Below are 21461 nucleotides of genomic sequence, written 5' to 3' on the forward strand. Positions count from 1 at the left end.
AACATTGGGAAAGAAGCGTGTCATCCTCATTACAGACGGAGATTTATATGCTTTGCGAGCAGTAGAGCATGTAGCCAGAAAAATAGGTGGACGCTGTATTTCCCAGTCCTGGGGGAACCCTTCGAAAATAAGCGGGCACCAGCTTGTAAGAATGATCATGCAGACGCCCCACGATCCCGTCCTCGTCATGTTCGATGATTGCGGATTCCGCGGCGAAGGCCCGGGAGAACTCGCAATGAGAATTGTGTGCAGCCAACCGGACATCGAGGTGCTCGGCGCAATAGCCGTCGCATCCAAAACCCATCATTCGGAATGGACTAAAGTTCATTTTTCCATCGACCGGTATGGGAGCTTTACAGAATACGGGATTGACAAGAGCGGTGTTCCCGATTTTGAGACAGGCAGGATCAACGGAGATACCGTCTATATACTTGATGAATTGAACCTCCCGATCGTCATCGGTATCGGTGATATCGGAAAGATGGCCGGCCATGACGCAGTGGAAAAAGGAGCCCCGATTACAAGTATGGCGGTTGAAACCATTTTAGAAAGGAGCGGTTATAATGCAGGGATCGAAAGAAAGGAAAAAGACACCAATCAGTAAAAAAATCCAAGAGAACGAACAGCAGCTGAAATCACGGCTGGGCATCGGAATCAGCTTTGATGTGGGTGTCAGGAAACTGCATCTATTAAAAAAAGAAGTCCAGATCTATTATTGCACTGGACTATGTGACAGCCTTTTTATCATTGAGATCATGAGAGAGCTCATGGACATGGACCATGGGCATCGGGCTCCCTCCAATGTAAAAGAAATTCTTCATGAACATCTGTCTCACCAGCAGGTGGAACTGACCGACAATTTGGAGATTGCTATTGACCGCATGCTTTCTGGATTGATTGCCGTCTTTCTTGAAGGGGAAGACCAAGCTTTCATCGTGGATGTCCGTAGCTATCCGGGCAGGCAGCCGGAAGAACCGGATACTGAAAAGGTAGTCCGCGGCTCCCGTGATGGATATACGGAAAATATAATTGTCAATACAGCTCTTACTCGCAGGCGGATCAGGGATGAACGGCTCCGCCACGAAATAATGCAGGTCGGTAAACGATCCAAAACAGACATCTGTATCTGCTATATTGATGACATTGCCGATCCCGGGCTCGTCAACCTTGTCAAAAAAGAATTGCAGAGCATTGACATCGACGGTATTCCAATGGCCGATAAAACGATCGAAGAATTTCTTGTAAAGCAAGGCTGGGATCCTTTTCCGCTCGTCCGTTATACCGAGCGGCCGGATGTCGCTGCACAGCATCTCATGGAGGGGCATGTTCTGATTATTACGGATACAAGCCCATCGGTCATCATTACCCCGACTACTTATTTCCACCATATTCAGCATGCTGAAGAGTTCAGGCAGACCCCGATGGTAGGAGCTTTTATCCGATGGGTCCGTTTCGCAGGGATTATCGCTTCACTTTTACTTGTGCCTCTCTGGTACCTCTATGCCACTCAGGAAAACCTGCTTCCTCCTAATATTGATTTTATCGGTCCGAACAAAACGACGCATATTCCTTTATTTCTGCAGATCCTCTTTGCCGAGATCGGGATAGAAATATTGAGGGTAGCCGCCATCCATACCCCCAGTCCGCTGTCAACGGCCATGGGTTTGATCGCTGCCGTATTGATCGGACAGATCGCGATCGATGTTGGACTGTTTGTTCCAGAAGTTATTCTCTATGTTTCCGTAGCGGCGATCGGCGGTTTCTCGACCCCAAGCTATGAGCTGAGTGTAGCCAATAAGATGCTCCGGCTCCTGCTGCTTATCTTAACTGCCATTTTCCATGTGCCGGGATTTGTAGGTGGGATCACCCTAATAATGCTTTATCTGTGCTCGATGAAAAACTTGAATACCCCTTACTTATGGCCATTCATACCGTTTAACGCAAAAGCCTTCCTGCAGATTGTCATCCGGCTCGCTGTGCCGCTCTCAAAGATCAGGCCAAGCATCGTCCATCCGCAGAACAGCAAAAAACAGCCGACTTCCTAAGAAGTATTGCCGAAAGAAAAAATTTGTGATAAATTTGTTCATAACAATTGGATATGCCTCATTTATATATAATGGGGTAGAGGCGCAAAGCGGATCAGTAGGATGATGGAGTGAATGGACATGAAGAAATCATTTTAAAGGCCAATTTGCCGAAGTGTGAAGATGGTCCATACATCCTCATGCTGGGTCGCTGCCGAACAGACAGCGGACTGTCACTGCATCATGCAGTGGAGAACTATTCCGGCAAATGGGGGTACGGTGTAAGACAGCTAATGTACCTTAATACATTAGCTGTCTTTGTTTTTAGTCGGAACAGAATCTCTAATGGAAAAGCAGAGGGGAGATTTTTTCATGTATTTACATGGTACTAGTTCAATCAATGATGACAATCACTTAACAATCGGCGGGGTTGACACCGTTCAGCTGGCGCGTGAATATGGTACACCGCTTTATATTTATGATGTAGAGCTAATCCGAAAGCGTGCGAGGTCGTTCAAGAAAGCGTTTGAGGAACAAGGGATCAAAGCACAAGTGGCTTATGCAAGCAAAGCGTTCTCATGTTTGGCGCAAGTCCAGCTGATGGACGAGGAGGGAATGAGCCTGGATGTTGTATCAGGCGGGGAGCTGTATACCGCTCTTTCAGCTGGTTTTCCGGCGGATCGTATTCATTTTCATGGAAACAACAAAAGTTACCAGGAACTTCAATATGCTCTTCAATCGGAGATCGGATGTTTTGTTGTCGATAACTTTCATGAACTCCGCATGCTCGAAAGCCTTTGCAATCAGCTGAACAAGAACACATCCATCTTGCTGAGGATCACTCCGGGTATTGAAGCTCATACACACGAGTACATCCTGACTGGGCAGGAGGATTCCAAGTTCGGTTTTGACCTTCAGAACGGCCAGGCAGAACAGGCGGTTCTAGAGTCGCTTGAATCACACCGTCTTAACCTCTTGGGCGTTCATTTCCATATCGGTTCACAAATCTTTGAGACCACGGGATTTGTTCTGGCGATTCAAAAGCTTTACGAATATCTCGGTAGATGGGATAAAGAATTTTCTTTCCTTCCTGAAGTCCTGAACCTCGGAGGCGGATTCGGCATCCGCTATACAGAAGAAGATGAACCGCTCGAACCGAAAGAATACATTGACGCGATGATCCAGGAGATCACCAGGTTATCATCTAGCGCCTCTGTTGCTGTTCCGGAAATTTGGATTGAACCCGGGCGTTCACTGGTCGGAGATGCAGGAACGACCATCTACTCAATCGGATCTCAAAAAGATATACCTTCTGTCCGTCACTATGTGGCTGTCGACGGGGGCATGAGCGATAACATTCGACCTGCTCTATATCAAGCCCAGTATGAAGCCGCGCTTGCAAACCGTGCCGGTGAAAAAGGGACGAAAAAAGTTTCAATCGCCGGGAAATGCTGTGAATCAGGGGATATGCTGATCTGGGACATCATGCTCCCGGAGACGAAGAGCGGAGACTTGCTTGCTGTCTTCTGCACGGGTGCTTATGGCTATTCCATGTCCAACAACTATAACCGCATACCCCGGCCGGCGGTCGTTTTTGCTGAAAAAGGGGAAGCTCGCCTCGTTGTGAAAAGAGAATCTTATGAAGATCTCTTACGCCTGGATCTTCCTTTAAAGAACGGCGTGTTTGCCGGCAATTAAGATGAGCTTGCTGACCTCGCTGGACTCTGGGCCAAAAAAAGCATAAAATAATGAAGTATGTTGAATTCAGGAGGTTATATCTATGAAAAAAGGTTCTATCGAATTTGAAAACGGCGAAAAAATTTCCATCGAGCTTTTTCCGGAAGAAGCACCGGGGACAGTAGCTAACTTTGAAAAATTAGCAAACGAAGGTTTCTACAATGGGGTAACATTCCATCGTGTAATTCCTGGCTTCGTAGCACAAGGCGGAGATCCGACAGGAACAGGTGCAGGCGGCCCTGGCTATACGATCAAATGCGAAACAGCCGGAAACCCTCACAAACACGTGGCTGGTTCTCTTTCAATGGCACATGCCGGCAAAGACACAGGCGGAAGCCAGTTCTTTATCGTTCATGAGCCGCAGCCGCATTTAAACGGCGTTCATACTGTTTTCGGACAAGTTACCGAAGGCATGGACACGGTTCTTCGAATCAAACAAGGCGATGTAATGAAAGAAGTTAAAGTTTGGGAAGAATAAGAATAGTGAAAACCCCCGGTTTCCCGGGGGTTTTTTTGTGGGATATTCTTGTGGGAAAAGGTTTGAAGTGCGCCGCTCGGCCTCAGCTCTTCTTTTTCATCCGCAGCTGCTTTTGCGCTTCACGTTCTAAAATAACATCACTCCGGTCACGCAGTTTATGCTTGTGCACGATCTTTTCATCCGCCATATCGCTTTCATTGCCCCAAACCGAGCCTTGTTTTTCGATGCAGCGGCAGCACTGGTCCATGAGTGCTTCATCTGCAACAGGAAGATTCAGATCTGTAAAAGGCATTCGACATTCGATCTCATCCAATCTTATCATGAGCCTTTCCAGCAGCGCTGTGCCATCAAGTCCGAGCCTCGTGAGATCCTCTTTATGTGCGGACAGTTTACCGATTGCGCTCTTCATCATTCTGAGTGCTCCAATGTCATTGCCTCTGCGCTGATGGTAGAGTGAGACCGCGACCTGGATCAATCCGACCCAGACGCCGTTTTGCTGACCTTCGCTTTTCCAATGCTCTTCAAGTACTTCATGGCATTCGAAAAAGTCCCTCGATCCGTGGAAGTAGGCAAGGTATTCAATGTATGCTTCTGGGTACATCAATGGCCTCCTGGTTTGCTTTTTACAATCTATCTTACTAAAAATTTTAAGATGCAAAAAGGAACTGTGTTTAAAATATGGTATAATTCCGGTACAATATTGAATTTGGAAACAGGGGTTACTACTATGAAGTATAGCGTGAAAGTCGATGCATTTGAAGGTCCTCTCGATCTGCTCCTGCATCTGATCACTTCGTACGAGATCGATATATACGATATACCCGTTGCTGCGATTACAGAGCAATATATGAACTATATACATACGATGCAGGAATTAAAATTGGATGTGGCCAGTGAATACCTGGTCATGGCGGCAACGCTTCTCGCCATCAAGAGCAAGATGCTGCTCCCAAAACAGGACGTACAGGATCTTGATCAGCAGATGGAGATTGAGATGGATGAAGATCCCCGGGAAGATCTCGTCCGCAGGCTTATTGAATATCGAAAATTTAAGCAGGCGGCAGTCGGCCTGAAGGAGAAAGAAACGGCCAGAAGCATGATCTTTACAAGGGAGGCTATGGATCTGACGTACTATGAAAACCAAGAAGAAGAAGTCAATCCCGTAGCTAACGTAACGATCTATGATATGCTCGCCGCCATGCAGAAGATTTTTACTAAAAAACTCGAGAAGGCGCCGAGAAAAACAACGATTGAGCGCCAGGAGATCCCGATTGAGACAAGGATGAAGCAGATCATCAATGAGATCCGTTATTCGAGCGGCAGAAAGAAATTTTCCGATCTTTTCACCTCCTCAAACCGGGAACATCTTGTTGTCACTTTTCTGGCTGTGCTGGAATTAATGAAGACGAAAGATGTGACATGTGAGCAAGAAAACAATTTTAGCGAAATTTTTATTTATGCAACAAAGGAGAATGAAGTTTGAGTCAATCAGCAGAACATAAAGCGGTCATTGAAGGGCTAATATTTGTTTCGGGGGAAGAGGGTATTGAAAAAAAGCAGATAGCAGACGTTCTGCAGATCAGCATGGATGCGGCTGAAGAGCTTCTTGATGAGCTGGTCAAAGACTACAAGTCTGATACGAGAGGCATGGAAATCATTGAAATCGCCGGTTCATTCCAGTTTGTTACGAAGCGCGAACATGCCTGCTATTATGAAAGGCTTGTATCTGCTCCCTCCCACTCCAGCCTGTCACAGGCAGCTTTGGAAACACTTGCAATCATCGCCTATAAACAGCCGATCACGAGGGCTGAAATAGAGGAAGTCAGAGGGGTAAAGACTGAAAAGCCGCTGCAGACGCTCTCTTCTAAAGGGCTCATCAAAGAAACAGGCCGTGCAGAAGGAACCGGCCGGGCTATTCTATACGGTACGACAAAGAATTTTCTGGAGCATTTTGGTTTAAAGTCATTGCACGAACTTCCGCCGCTCCCTGAGAAAGTGAACGATCAATCGATTGAAGAGGAAGCGGATCTGTTTTTTTCAAAGTTTCAAGAAACGATGGAATAATGGGAACAGGAGTTGAAGGCCTTGAAAATTAGAGCATGTACAGGATATGAGCTGGAAAAGGAAAAGCCGAACTCGCCGGAAGATTTTTTTAACCGTTCAGAAGTATTCTATGAACAAGAAGGACAAGAAAAAAGTTTTCAGCTTCTTTACGTGAGATATTTTGAGGAACAGCTCCTGCCGCGCATCTCGGAACAATTAATCACGGATGATGGAGAGCAGCTGGCGATTAAAGACATCGCAGCCCTGGTTTGCTTGCTTCATTTGAAGGATGCCCTGGAAAGAAGAAGACTTTACATGAACAGGGAGGAAAACTTTCTTTCTCTCTTTCAGAACGTGGATTGGTCTGATGTTAAAAAGATTTGGAAAACGGTAAAACAGCAGTAAAAAAACGTCTCCTTAATGGAGGCTTTTTTTATTAGAAAGAAATAAGGGCGTAAAACCGGTATTAAAAGGGAAAACTTACGTAACTACCCATACGGAGGTTTCAACATGCCCAAAATTGTATCCGTTCAAACAACGAATCTTCCACATAAGCTGGAACAAGAACAGGCTCTCGAATTTGCACGGGGATTATTTTCTCAGTCATTTAAAGATATTGAGAGACTTCTGAAGGTGTTTCACAATGGCGAGATTGCGACCCGCCATTTTGCGAAGCCGCTGGAGTGGTTCAAAGAAACGCACTCTTTTCAGGAGAAGAACGATTTTTACATCGAAACCGCAACCAAGTATGGCGGAAGAGCGATTAAAAAATGTCTGCAAGATTCCCCCTTTTTAAGAAGGAATATTGAATATAAGGAGATTGATGCGATTTTCTTTATTTCCAGTTCTGGTTTTTCCACACCGAGCATTGAGGCAAGAATCATGAATGAACTGCCATTCTCACCCCATACAAAACGGGTGCCGATCTGGGGGCTTGGCTGTGCGGGAGGGGCATCGGGTTTTTCCCGAGCCTATGATTATTGCCGGGCGTATCCGAAAGCAAACGTCCTCGTACTAAGTGTGGAGCTGTGCAGCTTAACGTTTCAGCATGATGATCACAGTAAAAGCAACCTTGTCGGCACATCGCTCTTTTCAGACGGGGTCGGCTGTGCGCTTCTTTGCGGCGATGAGTCGGATGCGGCAGAAGCCTCAGCATTTCAAGCGATACCTGAAGTGAAAGATACGATGTCCACACTTATGCCGAACTCTGAAGATGTCATGGGGTGGGATGTGAAAGATAACGGACTCTATGTGGTATTTTCAAGGGACATACCGAATATTATCCGGGGCTGGCTGAAACCGAACGTGGACGAGTTCCTCGAAAAGAACAGCTTAACCGGGAGGGATATCAAACACTTTATCGCTCATCCGGGAGGAAAAAAAGTATTAGATGCCTACATTGATGCTCTTGAGATACCGCCGGAAAAGACGGAGATTTCCAAAGCGGTGCTGAAGGAGTTTGGCAATATGTCGTCAGCTACGGTGTTTTATGTGATGGAACGGTTTATGGCAAGAATGCCTGAACGGGGTGAAACCGGACTGATGGCAGCGCTTGGACCCGGTTTTTCTTCTGAACTGCTGTACATACAATGGACATAGGGGGGAATGATCGTGTTTTTTCTTTTTCTCGGTGCACTGATTCTTCAAAGGCTTGCAGAGCTTGTAATCGCAAGGAGGAATGAAACGTTTCTTCGTTCGAAAGGAGCGTTTGAAGCAGGACAGGAACATTACAAATGGATGGTGGCGATTCATGCTTCATTTTTTTTCTTCTTGCTCCTCGAAGTCACACTATTCCATAAAGAGCCGGCCACCTGGTGGTGGATCCCTTTCTCTCTTTTTTTACTCGCCCAGATGGCCCGTGTTTGGTGCCTCAGATCGCTCGGGGCCTTTTGGAACACGAAAATTATTATTCTGCCTGGGGCACAAGTGGTGGCAAGAGGCCCTTACAAATATATCAGACACCCAAACTATTGTATCGTAACCATGGAGATCATCACGATCCCTCTTGTCTTTCAGGCCTATTTCACAGCTCTTCTTTTTCTTGTTTTAAACGCTGTTATCCTATCTGTCCGAATTCCAACAGAAGAGAGAGCCCTTCAGGAGGCAACCGATTACGGACAGCGATTCGACGGGAAACACAGATTCTTACCTGGTGACGAAACATAATTGGATATAATTTACCATCATAACCGTCCTGTTTTTGCATAAACTTGTACAAAACAACTAAGGACGGGATACTTATGCTCTATACATCGAAAAAATGGATTCTGCCGATATTAATAGCCGTAATGATCTTTCCTTATGCGCCATTTTCAGCTCATGCTGATGGTCCTGGTATTTCCGCGAGAGCTGCTATCCTCATGGATCAGGAATCAGGAAGAATCCTTTATGCCAGAAATGAACACCGGCCGATGCGGATCGCCAGCATCACCAAAATCATGACTGCTATACTCGCGATTGAATCTGGAAAACTTCAGGACCGGGTGACGGTCAGCGAAAAAGCGACCAAAACGGAAGGTTCTTCACTTTATTTAAAGCCAGGTGAGCATATTTCCCTAAATGATCTGGTATATGGTTTAATGCTTCGCTCAGGGAATGATTCAGCTGTAGCCATCGCAGAGTATGTCGGAGGCAGCTTTGATGGTTTCGTTTACATGATGAATCAAAAAGCCCGGGAAATCGGCATGAAGAACACGCTTTTCCGCAACCCGCACGGACTTGATGATCATGATGACCATTATTCCACCGCCTATGATATGGCGGTGCTCACACGTTATGCAATGGAGAATCCTCAGTTCCGAGAGATATCGTCCTCTGCTATCTACCGGTCTCCTCAAGAAGGCGAGAAGTGGGATCGGGTTTGGCGAAACAAAAATAAAATGCTTAAACGGTATCCCTATTCTACGGGAGGAAAGACCGGCTATACAAGGCTTGCAAAACGAACACTCGTATCGACAGCCAAGAAAGACGGAATGGGGCTCATTGCGGTAACGCTGAACGATCCGGACGACTGGGAAGATCATGCTGCTATGTTTAATTGGGGCTATCGGACGTTTCACCTTGCCAGCATCGTGAAAAAAGGGGTCGTTGACGGAATCAAGCTGAAAGCCTATAAAAATAAGATTGAAGCTTCAAGAGATTTTCGATACCCTCTTATGAAAGGCGAGAAAAAAGAAGTTCAGAAATCCGTCACTCTATACCAGCCTCCAAAAGGAGGGAAGTGGAAAGAAGGAGCCATTCCCAAACCGATTGGGAAAATGAAAGTCATGCTGGGGGAAACGATGATCGCCGATTTGCCTTTATATTATGAAGGAAAAGGATTGGTGAAGGAAGACAGCAAGACATTCTGGAGTGTGTTCAAGGACATGGTGGCATCCCTTTTCTCAATCAGCTCAGGTGTAAGACATGGTTAATTACATCTGGGTGGGGATGATGGTGACAGGGTTCATTGTCGCCATGCTGACTGGAAACATCGATAAGGTGAACGCGGCTGTTTTTAAAAGCGCACAGGAAGCAGTAACGATCAGTCTAGGAATGGTCAGTATCCTTGTTTTTTGGCTCGGCCTCATGAAAATTGCCGAAAAGGGCGGACTGCTGGAAATGCTTGCCCTTCTGTTCCGTCCAATCGTCAAGCGCCTCTTTCCGGATGTGCCCGAAGGCCATCCTGCACTCGGCTATATTTTATCCAATATGGTAGCTAATCTTTTTGGCCTTGGGAACGCAGCCACACCAATGGGGATCAAAGCGATGGAACAGCTGAAGAAACTGAACGGCGGGAAAAATGAAGCGAGCCGCTCGATGATCACCCTGCTGGCGATCAACACATCAAGCATCACGCTGATTCCAACAACGATTATTGCGATCAGAATGAATTATGGATCTTCCAATCCTACAGACATTGTCGGGACAACGCTGCTCGCAACGGGAGTCTCGACGGTGTTTGCACTTTGTATTGACCGTTTTTTCTATTATCGGTCAAGCAGGAAGGGGAAGAAATAGATTATGAGTTTCATAAATTCATTTTCAATCTGGTTTATCCCATTTTTGATCGGCTTTATTTTACTGTATGGAACAGTAAAAAAAGTTCCGACCTATGAAGCCTTTGTAGAAGGCGGAAAAGAAGGGTTCTCCCTCGCTGTCTCCATGATACCTTATCTGGTTGGAATGCTCGTTTCTATATCCGTGTTCCGGGCTTCAGGTGCGCTTGATCTCTTGCTTGATTTCGGGAAACCGTTCTTTGATTTTATTCACGTCCCCGGAGAAGTGGTGCCGCTCGGTCTGATGCGCACCATTTCAGGAAGCGGAGCACTTGGCATGACCTCTGATCTTATCGCTTCCAACGGGCCTGATTCATTTATAGGCAGACTGGCCTCTACGATTCAAGGAAGCACAGATACGACGTTCTATGTTTTAACCGTCTACTTTGGAGCGGTCGGCATCCGCAAGATGGGGTACGCGCTGAAAGTAGGACTCCTTGCTGACCTGGTTGGATTTATCGCTTCTATCATAGTCGTTACCATCGTATTTTCATAGAACACACCGAACCCACAAATGTTCGGTGTGTTTTTGTGTGAAGAACATTGAAGCTCAGCTTGAGAAATGGAAGTGTAGAGAGTATGATGTTAAATGAGGTGAAATCATGGAACGTTTACAAAAAGTAATTGCCCAGAGCGGCATTACATCAAGGCGAAAAGCTGAAGAATTAATATTGGAAGGAAAAGTTAAAGTCAATGGAACCGTTGTGCAGGAGCTTGGTACGAAGGTTTCTCCAAAAGACCGCATCGAAGTAAATGGAGTGCAAATAGAAAGGGAACAGCCTGTATACTTTCTGATGTACAAGCCTTCGGGTGTCATCACTGCTGTTTCGGACGACAAAGGTAGAAAGGTTGTTACGGATTATTTTCAGGATATCGTGGAAGAGCGGATCTTTCCGGTCGGCCGTTTGGACTATGACACTTCTGGTGTTTTGATCATGACCAACGACGGTGCATTTGCCAATGAACTGATGCATCCGAAATATAAGGTGGACAAATCGTACATTGCGAAAGTAAAAGGTATTCCCGAACGTGAAGTGCTGAAAAAGCTTGAAAAGGGGGTCGTGCTTGAAGATGGCAAGACCGCGCCTGCAAAAGTGAAGTTCATCTCAGGGGACAGGAAGAAACAGACCTCAATTATTGAACTGATCATACACGAAGGAAGAAACCGGCAAGTTAGAAGAATGTTTGAAGCGATCGGACATCCTGTGATGAAACTGAAGAGGGAGCGTTATGCCTTTTTAGATGTGAAAGGGCTGAATCCCGGCGAATTCAGAGAACTGACGCCGCATGAAGTGAAACAGCTGCGCAACCAGGCTGTCACACAACCGTCAAAAAAGAGAGGCCATAAATAAAATTTCAAGCGTTATAGTTAAGTTGGGAACATATAAAATGGGGGCGTCATAATTGAATAAGAAAAGAAGACTGGTGTTTCGCTCAATTCTTCTTGCCGTCATAGCTCTTGCCGTCGGTTATACCTTTTACAATAATGTGTTTCAAGATAAGAGCGGCAGTGTGCAAAAGGGCGATAAGGCACCTGATTTTGAGCTGACGGATCTGCAGGGAAACAAAGTCCAGCTGTCAGATTACAAAGGAAAAGGAGTGTTCTTGAACTTCTGGGGAACATGGTGCAAGCCTTGTCAGCGCGAGATGCCATATATGCAAAAGGAATATAAAGAGTATCAGAAACATGGAGTAGAGATTCTGGCCGTCAACGTTGGGGAATCCAATGTTTCTGTGAAAAATTTTGCGGACCGCTTTCATCTGTCCTTTCCTATTCCACTCGATGGTTCACGGGAAGTGACGAAGGCTTATGGCATCGGACCGATTCCTACAACATTCCTTGTTGATAAGAACGGAAACATCATTGAGAAAACGAGTGAATCACTTTCTAATGAAACGATTAAAGAGTATATGGAAAAAATCAAGCCGTAACGGGGTGTGCAAATTTGAAAACGATACAATGTGAATGCGGCCACAAGAATCCGTTCGGAACTGAGATTTGTGAATCGTGCGGGAAGCCGTTAAGCAACGAAAATTCGCGCGAGCTGATCAACATGAGGTATGAGGGCAGCGCGATTCGTTCCCAGACCTATAACAAAACGTTTATTGATAAGATCTGGAACTTCTTTTCATCCGTAAAAGTGGGCATTGGAATCATTATTGTTATTTTAATAGCAGCAGCAATTGGCACCATTTTCCCGCAAGAAATGTACATACCTCCCAATGTGGATCCAACGACGTATTATAAACAGGAATACGGAACACCGGGACAAATCTTCTATCTGCTCGGTTTTCACAACCTATATGGTTCTTGGTGGTTTTTACTGCTCCTTGCAGCTCTTGGTATTTCTCTCATTATCGTGAGCATCGACAGGGGCGTTCCTCTTTACAGGGCGCTTAAACACCAGCGGGTGACACGCCATGAAAGCTTTATGAAGAGGCAGCGTCTTTTTGCGGTTTCTGATCATGGGATCTCACTTGAGCAGGTGAAGAAGGTTCTGTCAGGCAAACGCTACAGAATTAAAGAAGATAACGGCAACATACTGGCAGAGAAAAACCGGTTTTCCAGATGGGGTCCTTATGTGAACCATACAGGGCTCATCATCTTTTTGATCGGAGCCATGCTTCGCTTTTTCCCGGATATGTATACAGATCAGACACTTTGGATCAGAGAAGGGGAAACGACTGCTGTACCTGGAACGAAAACAGACGAAGGCCAGTATTATTTAAAGAACCATAAGTTTGTTATGGAGCTCTACAATAAAAAGGACAAGCAGTTCTCCAACGCACTAAACCAGGTGGGCAACGAGGTGCCGAAGAACTATCAGAGCAATATCACGCTCTATCATGCAAATCCTGCCCAAGTTGTAGGAGCAGCTCCGGAACTGAAGAAAGTTAAAGATGCTAAGATTAAAGTGAATGAGCCGCTGACATTCGGGGATTATGCCCTTTACCAAGTAGATTTCAAGCTGAACGAGTTTCATAGAATGAACCTGAAGCTTGAAAAGAAATCGACGGGGAAAAGCTTTGGGGAAATCAAGATCAATCTCTTTAATCCAAAGTCGGCGTATGATCTTGGAAACGGCTACAAAGTGAAAATGGTTGAATACTTCCCGAACTTTAAGCTCGATGAAGACGGCCAGCCGACAACAGAAAACAGCGTGCCCGACAACCCGGCATTCGTATTTAAGATGTTTACCCCAGAGACGCCAAAAGGAGAAACCGCTTTTATAGGAATTCGTAAGAACGTAGAAGCCGGCAACAACAAGTATAAGATGACCTTCTCCGGTCTCGAAACGAAAAACGTATCAGCGTTAACCGTCAAGAAGGACAGAACACTTCCAATCATTATTGTTGGCGGAATTATCTTCATGCTTGGGGTGGTCCAGGGACTGTACTGGAATCACCGCAGAATTTGGATTCAGCAGAAAAACGGGCAATTATGGATTGCTGCCCATACGAATAAAAACTGGTTTGGCCTGAAAAAAGAAATGCAGGCCATTTCGGAGGAATCCGGGCTGGTCATGCCTGTTGACCAAAGTGACGAAAAAAGCGCTTAAGCCCTGACTGGAGGTTATTATGGCTCAACTTAGCAGTAATTTGCTTTACATTGCATTTATTATTTATTTAATCGCAACAGCTGTCTTTGCCATGTCTCTTTCTGACAAAAAAGGAAAGGAAAAAGCAGCCTATACTAAGAAATGGGGAAGAACTGGGTATGTACTTTCCATCCTGGGCTTCATCTCACAGCTTGGATATTTCGTTACGCGATGGATCGCGAGCGGACATGCACCGGTCAGCAACCTGTTTGAATTCACTACTTTCTTTGGGATGATGATGGTGTTTGCTTTCATCCTTTTATATGGCATTTACAGAACAAATGCCCTTGGGGTGTTCGCGATGCCGATCGCCCTGCTGGTCATCGCATATGGCAGCATGTTCCCGAAAGATATCGCACCGCTCATTCCGGCACTTCAAAGTGATTGGCTGAAAATACACGTAACGACTGCAGCCCTCGGCGAAGGCATCCTGTCCATCTCATTTGCGGCAGGGTTCATCTACCTGATTCGCGTGGTTGATCAAAGCATTTCATCCAAAAAGACAAAGATGCTTGAGATCATTATGTATCTGCTCTTATGTGTACTCGGTTTCGTTCTTGTAAGTGCGATCTCTTCAGCAGCCGGCTATGAGACGAAGTTTGATTGGACGGACAAGAGGGATCAAAAAACGGAGTTGACGTACAATTTGCCGGCTCTCATAGGCCCTCCGAACGGAACGCAGGCAGACAATCATTTCGGACCGCTACTGAATTCTCCATCCTGGATGAATGGTGATGAAGCACCAAAGAAATTTAACACATTCATCTGGTCCCTGCTCATGGGCGGAGTACTGTATGGGATCATCCGGCTGATCTTAAGAAAGCGGATCACCGCAGCCATTCAGCCAAAACTTATGAATCTAAAACCGGATCTTGTTGATGAGATCAGCTATCGCTCTGTTGCCATCGGTTTTCCTGTTTTCACACTTGGCGCACTCATTTTTGCGATGATCTGGGCACAGCAGGCATGGACAAGGTTCTGGGGATGGGATCCAAAAGAAGTATGGGCACTGATCACTTTCTTGTTCTATGCGGCCTATCTGCATTTTCGGCTTTCAAGAGGCTGGCATGGCGAGAAGTCTGCCTGGCTCTGCGTCATCGGATTTGTCATCATCATGTTTAACCTTGTTGCGGTTAACCTTGTGATTTCCGGTCTTCATTCCTACGCATAATTAGCGCAGGCCTATACCCTTCATGCCAGGTTTGTTTCCTGGTATGAAGGGTTTTGTGATATACAAAGTGTTCATGTATGATAGAAGGGCAGATACATATGAAATGGAGGAACAGCAGTGGAAAAAGAAGCGAAAATTCTTGTTGTTGATGATGAAGAAAGGATTCGCAAGCTTTTAAAAATGTATCTTGAAAGAGAAAATTACGAAGTAGATGAAGCGGAGAACGGAGAGGAAGCGCTTGACTACTCTTTGACCTTAAATTACGACTTGATCTTGCTGGACGTGATGATGCCCGGCATGGATGGAACGGAAGTCTGTGAAAAACTCCGGCAAAGGAAAGCCACGCCTGTTATCATGCTAACGGCTAAAGGTGAGGAGATGAACCGGATACAAGGATTTGAATCAGGTGCTGACGACTATATCGTAAAACCGTTCAGCCCCAGAGAGGTCATCCTCAGAGTGAAGGCACTGCTGCGCAGGTCTTCATCTACCAAGTTCCTGCAGACTGAATCCGTCGCTAAAAATATCATCGTGTTTCCGCACCTGACGATCGATCATGACGCTCATCGCGTGATCGCTGGGGGAAAAGAAGTCAACCTGACTCCTAAAGAGTATGAACTGCTGTATTATCTGGCGAAGACCCCGGATAAAGTGTATGCAAGGGAGCAGCTTTTAAAAGATGTTTGGAATTATGAGTTCTTCGGAGATCTTCGGACGGTTGATACTCATGTCAAACGGCTGCGCGAGAAGCTAAATAAAGTTTCCCCTCAGGCAGCATCGATGATTGCGACAGTGTGGGGAGTGGGCTACAAATTTGAGGTAGCTGAACAAGAATGATCTGGCGCAGTGTAGTCGGAAAACTTTGGGTAACCATATTGCTTCTTGTTTCCGTAGTCCTTTTTATTTTAACAGTGCTGCTTACACAATTCGTAGAAAGATACCACGATGAACAAGCAGAGCAGCAGCTTACCAAGCTTGCCCAAAAAATGGTGGAGCTCGTGGAGCATTATGACAGCAGGGAAGAGGCTTTGCGGATTTCTTCAGAGCTTGTCGACGCTTATTCATTAAATGCGATGTTCATCATGGATAAAAAAGAATACTATTCTCCGACACCGAGGAAGAATGAGGAACCGGACTTGCCAGTTAAAGTGTTCTTTAAAAATGATTCACTGGCGTCCGTCTACAAAAAAGGAAACAAAGTCGTTAAAAAAGGCGATTTTCCCGTTATGTCAAATGGTAAAGAAAAACATAACCGGCTGCTGATCGTCGGGCTGCCTTTTAAAATGGAGAACGGGAAAACGGGTGCGGTGTACATCTACCAGTCACTCGAAAACATCGCCGAAAGTACGAACTATACGAAGCGCCTTATCTTTTTATCAGCAGGAATCGCCATTATCTTAACGACGATCTTTGCGTTCTTTCTTTCGAGCCGAATCACCGCCCCACTGCGTAAAATGCGGGAGGCGGCCTCCCATATGGCCAGAGGAGAGTTTGATATGAAGGTTCCGATGCTGACGCACGATGAGATCGGAGAACTTGCCATGGCCTTTAACCGGATGGGAAGGCAGCTGAAAAACTTTATTACTGCTCTGAATCAGGAAAAAGAACAGCTCTCAGGAATCCTTAGTTCAATGGCAGACGGGGTTATTACCTTTGACAGGAGAATGAGCATACTTGTATCCAATCCGCCGGCTGAACGCTTCTTGCAGGCCTGGTATTATGAACAGGGGATGGACCGTAACAAAGATAAGACCTTGCCTGATCAGCTTACAGAGCTGTTTGAGAATGTTGTTACCCTTGAAAAAGAACAGTACATTGAAATTGATATTCAGGGGCGAAGCTGGGTGGTGCTCATGACGCCTCTCTATAACCAGTCCTATGTAAGGGGAGCTGTTGCCGTTTTACGGGACATGACAGAAGAAAGACGGTTGGATAAATTAAGAAAAGATTTCATCGCGAATGTCTCTCATGAACTCAGAACACCGATTGCCATGCTTCAAGGATACAGTGAAGCAATCGTTGATGATGTGGCCGGCTCCAAGGAAGAAGAAAAGGAAATCGTTAAGATTATACATGATGAATCTCTGCGCATGGGCCGCCTTGTAAATGAACTGCTTGATCTTGCGAGGCTTGAAGCGGGCCAGATGAAACTGCACCCCGTTAATGTATCTGTCACTGAATTTTTTGAACGGGTAGTCCGCAAATTCTATGGAATCGCGAGGGAAAGGGAAATCGAGCTCATCCTGGATATCAATACAGATGGTACGGCAAGACTTGATCCTGACCGGATCGAACAAGTGTTGACCAACCTGATCGACAATGCACTCCGCCATACAGCCAGCAGCGGTAAAGTTTCCATCAGGGTCGGTTCCGCTGGGCAAGGATTGAAGATCGAAGTTACCGACAATGGATCAGGAATCGCAGAAGAAGATCTGCCTTTTGTTTTCGAACGTTTTTATAAAGCGGATAAAGCCAGAACACGGGGGAAGAAAGGCGGAACCGGGCTTGGCTTGGCGATCGCCAAAAATATCGTGGTCAGCCACAGCGGCACGATTTCTGTTCACAGCAAGCTGAACGAAGGTACGTCATTTTCGATCTTTTTGCCGCTATCTGTTGAAGAATAGGAAAACACCTCGATTATTCTTGTTCCATAAGAAACAAAAACACCATAAAACAAACGGCTGAAGTGAACTGCACTCCTCTTGTTAGACACAACTAACAACGGGAGGAGCAGTTTTTTTGTTCTGTTTAATGCAGAGCCGCATAACATGAAAAGGTGATTCTAGTTTCAGGGAGGAAAAGATGAAAGATTACGGAAGGCGATTTCTTGTTGTATTGGCTATCACCTTGTGCATCGGAATTCTGTTTGTGGGCGGCAAGGGCGGCAAGGCAAAGTCAGGAGAAAGTTTTGAAAAACACTTGAAGGAGGCCGAAATTCATGTTACAAAAGTGGATAAGGATTTGCCCAAGAATTAGGTTGAAAAATTAGAGGAGGAACAAGCTTGCCGACAGACTATCACAATCATTTAGAAAAGGGAACGCTAACACTGGACTATCTTGAAAGGTTTGTTAACCGGGCTAGAGAAAGAGAGATCAGCCATTTTGGAATCTCTGAACATGCCTATCATTTTTACCAAACGAAAGATATAGTGAGCAAACCTTGGATGGAAGAACGAAGATATTATGACATGAAAGACTATGTAGACTTGTTTCATGAAGCATGGTCGAAAGATCTGGATGTAAAGATGTCGATCGAGATGGATTATACGCCAGGCCGGCATAAAGAGATGGAAAGTTTTATATCAAGGTATGATTTTGATTATGTGATCGGTTCCGTCCATTGGGTTGGAGACTTTGGCATTGATCTTGCTGAGTACCGGAAAGAGTGGGAACGCAGGGATCTTTATGAGGTCTACAGACAATATTATGATCAAGTGGTAACACTGGCAGATTCCAATCTTTTTGATATCATTGGGCATATCGACCTTGTTAAAATTTTCAACTACATACCGAATGATGAGGAATTTATTCTTGAACAATATGAACGGGCGACAGACGCGCTCAAGAATTCAAAAACATGCGTTGAGATCTCTACTGCCGGATTGCGCAAACCGGTTCAGCGGCTTTATCCAGAACCAGTATTACTAAAAATGTGTCGAAGCAAAGGGATTCCGATCGTATTTTCTTCTGATGCTCACGAACCGTCCCATGTGGGTGCTGATTATGGACAGGCTTTCCAACTGGCAAGGGAAGCCGGTTATACGTCTGTAATGACGTTTACAAAAGGAGAACGAAAAGAAATCTCGTTTTAAAGCATAAAAAAAGGGGCTGTCCTGAAAGTCGAAAATTGACTTTCAGCAGCTCCTTTTTGGCTTGAAAATCTTCAATGAAAAGTTGATTGAAGTGGAAGGTGCGAGACTCCTGCGGGACTAGCGTGACAGGTGAGACTCCCGCAGGCGCTAGCGCCAAAAAGTAGGCGTTCACGCCGGTAAGGCTCACCGCACGCCCCGCGGAAAGCGAGCACCCTGGAACGGAAATCAACAGCTTACAGACTTCTTGGACAGCCCCTTTTTTTGTTGTTATTACAGGTTTATAGTAGTAGCGGATACTACGTCAGAGAGCTCCTTGATCCTCAGTAATACATCCTGATCCAGCTCTTTGTCAAATGTAAGCATCATGATCGCTTCACCGCCGGCCATCTTTCTCCCCACCTGCATTGCAGCGATGTTGACCTCCAGATCACCGAGCAGTTTTCCGACTCTGCCGATGACACCAGGCTTATCGACATGCTCAATGTATACGAGGAATCCTGCAGGAACAAAATCAGTGGAATATCCGTTGATGTTGACCACTCTTGGGCCATAGCCGTTGATATACGTGGATTGAAGGCTGAAGCTTTCTGTTTCGCCGATAACACGGGCTTCAATGATATTTTCATAGCCTTGTGTTTCTGTGCTGTATTTTTCGCCAAATGAGAAGCCTTGCTCTTTCGCGATGAGCGTGGCATTGATATCATTGACAATGCGGTCTACTCTTGGCTGTAAGAATCCGGACAGAAGGCCTCTTGATACTAATCCTGTATCCAATTCTGTGATAGTTCCGGCAAAGGTAATCTTAATCTCTTTAATCGGAGAAGAGAATGACTGTGATAGAAACTGGCCGGAAACTTTAGCAAGTTGATAATAAGGATAGATCTTCTGAAAGTCGTCATTGGAGACGGCTGGAAGGTTCACCGCGTTTTTGACGGGCTTGCCTTTGGAGAAGGTTAAGATTTCTTTGGCAACCTGTGCAGCAACATTCATCTGTGCTTCTGCGGTTGAAGCCGCGATGTGAGGAGTGGCGATCACGTTCGGCAGGTGAACAAGCCGGTTCTCAACAGCCGGTTCCTGCACGAACACATCAAGGGCACAGCCTGCAATATGGCCGTTTGATAGGTAGGTGTAAAGGGCCTCTTCATCAAGGATGCCTCCCCTCGCACAGTTGATCAAATAAACGCCTTGTTTGGTCTTTGATAGATTCTCGGTGTTGATGAGGTTTTTTGTTTCTTTCGTAAGCGGTGTATGGACGGTAATAATATCACTGCTCTCGAGAAGTTCATCCAGGGTAACAGGAACGACCTGCAGTGTTTTTGCCCTTTCTGTCGTTAGAAACGGATCAAACACTTGCACTTTTGAACCAAACGCACGAGCCCGTTTGGCAAGCTCTGTTCCAATCCTCCCAAGTCCTACGATCCCGAGCACTTTTCCGGAAAGCTCAGCTCCTGTAAAGCTTGAACGGTTCCATTTTCCTTCTTTAATCGATTGGTTCGCCTGAGGAATCTTTCGAAGGATTGCCATGATCATCGCAAATGTATGCTCAGCTGTGGAAATCGTGTTTCCATCAGGTGCATTAATGACCAGAACTCCGCGCTGTGTTGCTGCATCGATATCAATGTTATCCACACCGACACCTGCACGCGCTACAATTCTAATGTTGTGAAAAAGGGATAGAAGTTCTTTTGTTACTTTAGTGGCACTTCTTACGACCAAAGCGTCGATACTCTCTGGATCTTGAACGTCCTTAACACTGCCATAAATGACTGAAATGCCGGACTCTTTCTCCAGAGCTGCCATTCCTTCTTTTGCTATTGAATCTGCTGCCAGCACACGAAACATCTCATCCACTCCCAGTTTGTAATTACAGCTTATATAGCCAGAATATTTATATAATATTGATAATTTAACACAGGGCTATTTAGAGTACAAACGAAATTTGAGAGAAAATCTAAAACGAAATAAAGAAGAAAAAGGGGAGAACTTTAGAGAAGGACGGTGAAATCGTTTACGCAAAATTTATAATTGACAATGGTTATCATTTAATTTTAAATGAAAGAGAAAATAAAAACCCTCCAGCATCAGCATGAAGGGCTTTGTATTTTCTTCTATTCGAATTTCAATGCATCGCCGTCAAACGGTTCGTCTGCCACTTTAATAGAATCTGTTGGGCAGCCTTCGAAAGCATCCTGCATATCGTCGATCAATACATCTGGAATTTCAACAATTCCTTGGTTTTCATCGAGAGTAACAAAGGCGATGCCTTCATCATCATAATCATAAATATCGGGCGCAGCAGCTCCGCAAGCTCCGCAGGCAATGCAAGTGTCTTTGTCTACAATTGTGTACTTTGGCATATTTATATCCTCCTAATCATGGTAATGCAATAAAACACGAATACATTCAAAATGTTATACTTCAATATATGTGTGCTATTCATATTGTAATTTATTAGCTACCAATAATTCAATAGAAAAAATAATGGTTTATGTCACAACTCCCTTTAACTTCATGTTTCCCCTGGTTTTTCTCCGCTAAACGAATTCTGCTTCTTTATTAG

General features: G+C 45.3%; 24 protein-coding genes and 1 riboswitch. Of the genes, 20 read left to right on the forward strand and 4 right to left on the reverse strand.

The features are described from left to right. The first annotated feature begins 4 nt into the window (after positions 1-4). From AR335_RS10645 to AR335_RS10665, 4 genes are all read left to right on the forward strand, one after another. Positions 5-604 carry a stage V sporulation protein AE gene (locus AR335_RS10645; protein ID WP_062235249.1) on the forward strand — a complete coding sequence of 200 codons (600 nt, stop codon included), beginning with the start codon at positions 5-7 and terminating at the stop codon, positions 602-604. Continuing rightward, positions 564-2045 (forward strand): spore germination protein, encoded by a 1482-nt coding sequence (locus AR335_RS10650; RefSeq protein ID WP_062235252.1) that lies wholly within the window; start codon positions 564-566, stop codon positions 2043-2045. Before AR335_RS10645 ends, AR335_RS10650 begins: the two co-directional genes overlap by 41 nt. Positions 2046-2114: 69 nt before the next feature. After that, positions 2115-2291: riboswitch (Lysine riboswitch) on the forward strand. Between the two features lie 105 nt (positions 2292-2396). Further along, positions 2397-3722 (forward strand): diaminopimelate decarboxylase, encoded by a 1326-nt coding sequence (gene lysA / locus AR335_RS10660; protein WP_062235258.1) that lies wholly within the window; start codon positions 2397-2399, stop codon positions 3720-3722. Between the two features lie 82 nt (positions 3723-3804). Continuing rightward, positions 3805-4239 (forward strand): peptidylprolyl isomerase, encoded by a 435-nt coding sequence (locus AR335_RS10665; RefSeq protein ID WP_053358003.1) that lies wholly within the window; start codon positions 3805-3807, stop codon positions 4237-4239. An 82-nt stretch (positions 4240-4321) separates the two neighbouring features. Here the strand turns inward: AR335_RS10665 and AR335_RS10670 are convergent, their stop codons facing one another. Continuing rightward, the gene (locus AR335_RS10670) at positions 4322-4840 is read right to left on the reverse strand and encodes a DUF309 domain-containing protein (RefSeq protein ID WP_062235261.1); all 519 of its coding nucleotides are present in this window, start codon (positions 4838-4840) and stop codon (positions 4322-4324) included. Positions 4841-4966: 126 nt separating this feature from the next. On the opposite strand from AR335_RS10670, the gene AR335_RS10675 reads away from it, so the two are divergent. The 16 genes from AR335_RS10675 (at position 4967) to AR335_RS10745 (ending at position 18901) form a co-directional block, all read left to right on the forward strand. Beyond that, positions 4967-5722 carry a segregation/condensation protein A gene (locus AR335_RS10675; RefSeq protein ID WP_053358005.1) on the forward strand — a complete coding sequence of 252 codons (756 nt, stop codon included), beginning with the start codon at positions 4967-4969 and terminating at the stop codon, positions 5720-5722. Further along, on the forward strand, positions 5719-6303 hold the full coding sequence (gene scpB, locus AR335_RS10680; protein WP_062235263.1) for an SMC-Scp complex subunit ScpB: 585 nt from the start codon (positions 5719-5721) through the stop codon (positions 6301-6303). The genes AR335_RS10675 and scpB overlap by 4 nt, the downstream gene beginning before the upstream one ends. A 21-nt stretch (positions 6304-6324) precedes the next feature. After that, positions 6325-6687: a hypothetical protein gene (locus tag AR335_RS10685; RefSeq protein ID WP_062235266.1), complete on the forward strand. Its 363-nt coding sequence runs from the start codon at positions 6325-6327 to the stop codon at positions 6685-6687. A gap of 105 nt (positions 6688-6792) precedes the next feature. Then, entirely contained in the window at positions 6793-7881 is a 1089-nt protein-coding gene (locus AR335_RS10690) for a type III polyketide synthase (RefSeq protein WP_062235269.1), read from the forward strand. Between the two features lie 6 nt (positions 7882-7887). Next, positions 7888-8448, forward strand: coding sequence for an isoprenylcysteine carboxyl methyltransferase family protein (locus AR335_RS10695; RefSeq protein ID WP_175501823.1), 561 nt, complete (start codon positions 7888-7890; stop codon positions 8446-8448). Between the two features lie 74 nt (positions 8449-8522). Further along, entirely contained in the window at positions 8523-9695 is a 1173-nt protein-coding gene (locus AR335_RS10700) for a D-alanyl-D-alanine carboxypeptidase family protein (protein ID WP_062235271.1), read from the forward strand. After that, positions 9688-10281, forward strand: coding sequence for a nucleoside recognition domain-containing protein (locus AR335_RS10705; protein WP_062235274.1), 594 nt, complete (start codon positions 9688-9690; stop codon positions 10279-10281). The genes AR335_RS10700 and AR335_RS10705 overlap by 8 nt, the downstream gene beginning before the upstream one ends. Positions 10282-10284: 3 nt before the next feature. Continuing rightward, positions 10285-10815 carry a spore maturation protein gene (locus AR335_RS10710; protein WP_053358011.1) on the forward strand — a complete coding sequence of 177 codons (531 nt, stop codon included), beginning with the start codon at positions 10285-10287 and terminating at the stop codon, positions 10813-10815. A 106-nt stretch (positions 10816-10921) separates the two neighbouring features. Further along, the gene (locus AR335_RS10715) at positions 10922-11671 is read left to right on the forward strand and encodes a pseudouridine synthase (RefSeq protein WP_053358012.1); all 750 of its coding nucleotides are present in this window, start codon (positions 10922-10924) and stop codon (positions 11669-11671) included. A 52-nt stretch (positions 11672-11723) separates the two neighbouring features. Then, positions 11724-12251, forward strand: a complete 528-nt coding sequence (gene resA, locus AR335_RS10720; RefSeq protein WP_062235277.1) for a thiol-disulfide oxidoreductase ResA — start codon at positions 11724-11726, stop codon at positions 12249-12251. A 14-nt stretch (positions 12252-12265) separates the two neighbouring features. Then, on the forward strand, positions 12266-13879 hold the full coding sequence (resB, locus tag AR335_RS10725) for a cytochrome c biogenesis protein ResB (RefSeq protein ID WP_062235279.1): 1614 nt from the start codon (positions 12266-12268) through the stop codon (positions 13877-13879). A gap of 19 nt (positions 13880-13898) precedes the next feature. Next, positions 13899-15089: a c-type cytochrome biogenesis protein CcsB gene (gene ccsB, locus AR335_RS10730; protein ID WP_062235282.1), complete on the forward strand. Its 1191-nt coding sequence runs from the start codon at positions 13899-13901 to the stop codon at positions 15087-15089. A 117-nt stretch (positions 15090-15206) separates the two neighbouring features. Then, positions 15207-15926, forward strand: coding sequence for a response regulator transcription factor (locus tag AR335_RS10735; RefSeq protein WP_062235285.1), 720 nt, complete (start codon positions 15207-15209; stop codon positions 15924-15926). Further along, positions 15923-17713 (forward strand): ATP-binding protein, encoded by a 1791-nt coding sequence (locus AR335_RS10740; RefSeq protein WP_062235288.1) that lies wholly within the window; start codon positions 15923-15925, stop codon positions 17711-17713. Before AR335_RS10735 ends, AR335_RS10740 begins: the two co-directional genes overlap by 4 nt. A 178-nt stretch (positions 17714-17891) precedes the next feature. Beyond that, entirely contained in the window at positions 17892-18065 is a 174-nt protein-coding gene (locus tag AR335_RS23955) for a hypothetical protein (RefSeq protein WP_156316370.1), read from the forward strand. A 26-nt stretch (positions 18066-18091) separates the two neighbouring features. Continuing rightward, a complete protein-coding gene (locus AR335_RS10745) occupies positions 18092-18901 on the forward strand; it encodes a histidinol-phosphatase (RefSeq protein ID WP_062235293.1) in 810 nt (269 codons plus the stop codon). Here the strand turns inward: AR335_RS10745 and AR335_RS23960 are convergent. The 3 genes from AR335_RS23960 to AR335_RS10755 all read right to left on the reverse strand — a co-directional run bounded on the left by AR335_RS23960 (position 18867) and on the right by AR335_RS10755 (position 21258). Continuing rightward, positions 18867-19130 carry a hypothetical protein gene (locus AR335_RS23960; protein WP_156418926.1) on the reverse strand — a complete coding sequence of 88 codons (264 nt, stop codon included), beginning with the start codon at positions 19128-19130 and terminating at the stop codon, positions 18867-18869. The genes AR335_RS10745 and AR335_RS23960 overlap by 35 nt on opposite strands. A 41-nt stretch (positions 19131-19171) precedes the next feature. Next, positions 19172-20743 (reverse strand): phosphoglycerate dehydrogenase, encoded by a 1572-nt coding sequence (gene serA, locus AR335_RS10750; protein ID WP_062235297.1) that lies wholly within the window; start codon positions 20741-20743, stop codon positions 19172-19174. 266 nt (positions 20744-21009) lie between these two features. After that, positions 21010-21258 (reverse strand): ferredoxin, encoded by a 249-nt coding sequence (locus AR335_RS10755; protein WP_062235300.1) that lies wholly within the window; start codon positions 21256-21258, stop codon positions 21010-21012. Positions 21259-21461: the final 203 nt, after the last annotated feature.

The organism is Fictibacillus sp. FJAT-27399, assembly GCF_001510655.1.
Classification (GTDB): Bacteria; Bacillota; Bacilli; order Bacillales; family Fictibacillaceae; genus Fictibacillus_C; species Fictibacillus_C marinisediminis.